The organism is Streptomyces sp. NPDC041200 (assembly GCF_055591805.1).
Map to the genome: position 1 here is coordinate 1 of NZ_JBVIZF010000099.1, position 5,666 is coordinate 5,666.

At 72.7% G+C, this 5,666-nt stretch carries 2 protein-coding genes; both read left to right on the top strand.

Annotated features, from left to right (window positions below; all coding sequences use genetic code 11):
• Positions 1-3,763 (top strand): SDR family NAD(P)-dependent oxidoreductase (locus ACZ6CL_RS42635; protein WP_468946896.1); only part of this gene is annotated, 3,763 nt, incomplete at its 5' end.
• Positions 3,764-3,805: 42 nt separating this feature from the next.
• The coding region (locus ACZ6CL_RS42640; RefSeq protein ID WP_468946899.1) for a type I polyketide synthase at positions 3,806-5,666 on the top strand (1,861 nt) is incomplete at its 3' end.

The window sequence follows — 5,666 nt, forward strand, 5'->3', positions numbered from 1 at the left end:
CGATGAGGCGGGGTGCGGCGGGGTGGAGGAGCTGGCGCTCCAGGTGCCGCTGGTGCTCCCCACGTTGGGTGGCTTGCGCGTACAGGTGGTGGCGGGCCCGGCCACCGAGGACCGGCGGCGCGATGTGCGCGTCTACTCCCGCCCCGACCGTGATGCCGAACCGGGCGCCGATCCCGGATGGGTGTGCCACGCGGAAGGTGTGCTGAGCCCGCCGTCCGCCGATGGCGGGGCGGAGGAGCTGTCCGGGGCGTGGCCTCCGGCGGAGGCGGAGCCGGTGGACGTGACCGGCTTCTATGAGCGCGCGGCGGCGGCCGGATACGCGTACGGGCCGTCCTTCCGGGGCGTACAGGCCGTGTGGCGGGACGGTACGGACGTCCTCGCCGAAGTGGCGCTGCCCGAGGCCGCCGGTGACCGCGACGGCTTCGACATTCACCCCGCGCTGCTGGATGCCGCCCTGCACCCAGCCCTGTTGCTCGACCCGTCCGAGCGGGATCCCGAGCGCGAGCCGGAACGGGACGGCGCCCGGGTGTGGCTGCCGTTCGCCTGGCGGGGCGTGTCGTTGTGGGCGAGTGGCGCGACGACCGTCCGGGTCCGTCTCTCTCCCCGGTCGCGGCAGGCGGAGGCGGAGGATGGCGCGGAGGGGGAGCGGGGCCTGCGGGTCGTCGTGGCCGATGCGGTGGGCGTTCCGGTGCTGACGGTCGATGCGCTGGTGATGCGGTCGGCCGACCCGGAACAGCTGCGGGCCGCCGTGGGGCCCGATGTGGAGGGGCTGTTCACCCTGGACTGGACACCGCTGGCGACGCCACCGGAAGACCACGACGCCCAGGTGGACGCCGATGACTGGGTGGTGCTCGGCCAGGCGGGGGCGGCGGACCCGAATGGGGAGGACGCGGTCTGCCATCCGCGTCTGGAGTCGCTGATCGCCGCGCTCGATGGCGGAGCGCCCGTTCCCTCGGTGGGCATCGCCTGTCTGTCGGCGGCCTCCCCGGACGGCGACGTGGCGGATGCCGGGCTGGCCCTGACACAAGAGGCGTTGGCGCTGCTGCAGGGCTGGTTGGCCGAGCCACGGTTGGCCGATGCCCGGTTGGTGGTCGTCACCCGGGGCGCGGTCCCGGTCGGCGCTTCCGAGGACGAGGGACAGGGCAACGTTGGCGGGAACGCGGCCGGTGCCGCGGTGTGCGGGCTGGTGCGCAGCGCACAGGCGGAGAACCCGGGCCGCTTCCTGCTGCTCGACCTCGACCCCGCCGGTGACCCGGTCGGCGCGGTACCCGGCCACAGTGTGGTGGAGGGCGTACTGCGGGCCGTGGAGATGGACGAGCCCCAGGTGGCGCTGCGCGCCGGGCGGATCCTGGTGCCCCGGCTGATGAGCGCCGGTGGGGCGAGCAGCGGGGGAGTGGCGGGGCTCGCCGGGCAGCCCGCGTGGCGGCTGGAACTGACGGGCGCGGCGACGTTGGACAACGTGAAACCGGTGCCCTGCCCCGAGGTGCTGGAGCCGCTGGGTGCGGGCCAGGTGCGGGTCGCGGTGCACGCGGCGGGCATCAACTTCCGCGACGCACTGATCAGTCTGGGCATGGTCCCGGGCCAGACCGGGCTGGGCGGCGAGGGCGCCGGTGTGGTGGTCGCGGTCGGCCCCGGGGTGACCCAGGTGGCGGTGGGCGACCCGGTCATGGGCATCTTCGACCGCGCGTTCGGCCCGCTGGCGGTGACGGACGCGCGTATGGTGGCGCCGATCCCCACCGGATGGAGCTTCCAGCAGGCGGCCGCGGTGCCGGTGGTGTTCCTCACCGCGTGGTACGGGCTGGTGGAGCTGGGCGGCCTCCGCGCGGGCGAGTCGGTGCTCATCCACGCGGCCACCGGTGGTGTGGGCATGGCGGCGGTGCAGATCGCCCGCCACCTGGGCGCCGAGGTCTACGCCACGGCCGGCCCCGGGAAACACCAGGTGCTGGAAGCCATGGGCATCGACGCCGCGCATCGGGCTTCCTCGCGCGATCTGGACTTCGAGCACGTCGTACGGGAGGCCACCGGCGGCCGTGGCGTGGCCGTCGTACTGAACAGCCTCGCCGGACCGTTCGTCGACGCTTCGCTACGGCTCCTGCACGAGGGCGGCCGACTTCTGGAGATGGGCAAGACCGACATCCGTGATCCGGAGCGGATCGCGGCTGACCACCCGGGTGTGCGCTACCAGGTGTACGACCTGATCGGGGACGCCGGACCGGACCGTATCGCCCGGATGCTGGCCGAGCTGGGCGCGCTCTTCACCGCCGGTGTCCTGGAACCGCCGCCGCTGCGGGCCTGGCCGTTGGACCGGGCACGGGAGGCACTGCGCTACCTCAGTCAGGCCAGGCACACCGGCAAGCTCGTACTGGACATCCCGGCCCCGGTCGACCCGGACGGCACCGTACTGATCACCGGCGGTACCGGTACTCTCGGCGCCCTGGTCGCCGAGCATCTGGTGCGCACGTGGCAGATCAGGCATCTGCTGCTGGTCAGCCGCAGCGGCCCTGACGCCCCGGGCGCGAAGGAGCTGGCGGCCCGGCTGGGCGAACTGGGCGCGGTGGTGCGGATCGAGGCGGCCGATGTCACCGAGGCCGCGGCGGTGGCAGCCCTAGTGGCGGGGGTGGACCCGGAGCACCCACTGACCGGGGTGATTCACGCGGCCGGTGTCCTGGACGACGCGGTGCTCACCTCGCAGACACCTGAGCGACTGGCCCGAGTGTGGGCGGCCAAGGCCCGGGCGGCGGCCCATCTGCACGCGGCGACGGCGGATTTGCGGCTCGGCATGTTCGTGATGTTCTCCTCCGCGGCCGGAGTGATGGGCAGCCCCGGCCAGGCCAACTACGCCGCTGCCAACGCCTTCTGCGATGCCCTGGCAGCCCTCCGCGGGGCCGAAGGGCTGCCGGGTGTCGCCGTGGCCTGGGGGCTGTGGGCCGCGTCCAGTGAGATGACCGGAAACCTCACCGAAGCGGACCTGGCACGCATGGCCCGCTCCGGTATCGCCGCGATGACCGGCGACCACGCCCTGGCACTGCTCGACGCCGCGTTCCAGCACGGCGGCCACCACCTGGTCGCGGCCGATGTGAACACGCGCGTCCTCGCCGCTCAGCCCCCGGGCACCCTGCCCGCCGCGCTGCGCGCCCTGGCCGCGGCGGGTGCCGCTGCCGGGCGTACGGCGGAAGGGCGTACGACGGGACGGCGTACGGCGGCTGCCGCCGGTGCGCAGCCGGTCGACTGGGCGGGCCGCCTGGCGGTCATGTCCGCCGATGAGCGGCATCGGGTGCTGCTCGATCTGGTCCGTGGCCACGCGACCACCGTGCTGGGCCACACGGATGCGGAAGCGGTCCAGGCGGACACCAGTTTCAAGGACCTGGGCTTCGATTCTCTGACCGCCGTGGAACTGCGCAACCGGCTCGCCGCCGCCACCGGACTGCGGCTGCCCGCCGCCCTCGTCTTCGACTACCCCGAGGCGGCCATCCTGGCCGACTATCTGCTGGAACGCCTCGTTCCCGAGGCGGACGGCTCGCGGGCCGGGTCCGGTGTCGACCCGGCCCTCAGCGAACTGGCCAAGCTGGAGGCCACGTTGGCCGGTCTCGACGTGGCGGACAGTGAGTCCGGGACGATCACGACCCGGCTGGAGAGTCTGCTGGCCACATGGAAGGCGACGCGGAACCAGGCGGGGCGGGATTCGACTGCCGCGGAGCGGCTGGAGTCCGCGTCCGCGGCCCAAGTGCTCGACTTCATCGACAACGAACTGGGTGTGTCCTGAATGTGCCGGGCGCGACGACCACTTAGGGCCGGGTGAAACCTCATGGTGAATGTGAACGTGAACGAAGAGAAGCTGGTCGAGTACCTGAAGCGGGTGTCCGCGGATCTCCACGATACGCGGCTGCGCCTCCGTGAGGTGGAAGAGCGCTCCCAGGAGCCGGTGGCCGTGGTGAGCGTCGCCTGCCGCTTCCCGGGCGGGGTGGACACGCCCGAGGCACTGTGGCGCCTAGTGTCCGAAGGAGTCGACGCCATCGGCGACTTCCCCACCGACCGTGGCTGGGACCTGGAAGGCCTCTACCACCCGGACCCGGACCACCCCGGCACCACCTATGTCCGCCGGGGCGGATTCCTTGCCGACGCCGACCAGTTCGACCCCCAGTTCTTCGGCATCAGCCCGCGCGAGGCCCTGGCCACCAGCCCCCAGCAGCGGCTCCTCCTCGAAACGGCATGGGAAGCGTTCGAGCGGGCCGGGATCGACCCCCTTTCGCTGAAGGGCTCCCCCACGGGGGTCTACGCCGGTACGGCCACCACCGGCGGCGCGGCCTCGGGCGGTGACCTCCCGGAGCAGGGCTCCGAGGGATACGCGGGCAACGCGCCGAGCCTGCTGTCGGGACGGGTGTCCTACACCTTCGGCCTCGAGGGCCCGGCCGTCACGGTGGAGACGGCGTGCTCGTCCTCGCTGGTGGCCATCCACCTGGCGAGTCAGGCACTGCGGCAGGGCGAATGCACGCTCGCCCTGGCCGGTGGGGTCACGGTGATGGCCACCCCCGAGGTGTTCACCGGATTCTCCCGGCAACGTGGCCTGTCCCCGGACGGCCGGTGCAAGGCGTTCGCCGCCACCGCCGACGGTACGGGGTGGGGCGAAGGCGTCGGCCTGGTGCTGCTGGAACGCCTGTCGGACGCGCGGCGCAACGGTCACCGGGTGATGGCCGTGATCCGGGGCTCGGCGATCAACCAGGACGGCGCCAGCAACGGCTTCACGGCGCCGAACGGACCGTCGCAACAGCGCGTCATCCGCCAGGCGCTGACCAGCGCCCGGCTGGCCCCGTCCGAGGTCGACGCCGTCGAGGCCCATGGCACCGGCACCACACTGGGCGACCCCATCGAGGCGGACGCGCTCATCGCCACCTATGGGCGCGACCGGCCGGAGGACCGCCCCCTGTGGCTGGGCTCGTTGAAGTCCAACATCGGCCATACGCAGGGCGCGGCGGGCGTGGCCGGTGTGATCAAGATGGTGATGGCGTTACGGCACGAGATGCTGCCCGTGACCCTGCACCTCGACGAGCCGACCCCGCATGTGGAGTGGGACGGAGGCGGCGTACGGCTGCTGACCCAGCCCGTGGAGTGGCCGCGCGGCGACCGTCCACGGCGGGCGGGGGTGTCCTCTTTCGGAATCAGCGGCACCAATGCGCATGTGATCGTGGAGCAGGCCCCGGACGCGCCGTCCGAGGCGGAGCCGGCGCCCGAGCGCGGTGGTGTGGTGCCGTGGGTGGTGTCGGCGCGGAGTGCGGAGGCGTTGCGGGGCCAGGCGGGTGCGTTGGCGGTGCGGGTGGCCGATGTGGAGGTGGGGGTTGCTGAGGTCGGCTGGTCGTTGGTGACGTCGCGGTCGGTGTTCGAGCATCGTGCGGTGGTGGTGGGTGAGGGTCGTGCGGAGTTGGTGGCGGCGGTGGAGGCGTTGGCGGCTGGGGAGTCTCATCCGGGTGTGGTGTGTGGGGGTGTTCCGGCGTCGGTGAGTGATGTGGGTCCGGTGTTGGTGTTTCCGGGGCAGGGTTCGCAGTGGGTGGGGATGGGTGCGGGGTTGTTGGATGTGTCGCCGGTGTTTGCGGGGCGGGTGGCGGAGTGTGAGCGGGCGTTGGCGCCGTATGTGGATTGGTCGCTCATGGAGGTGTTGCGTGGTGCCGGGG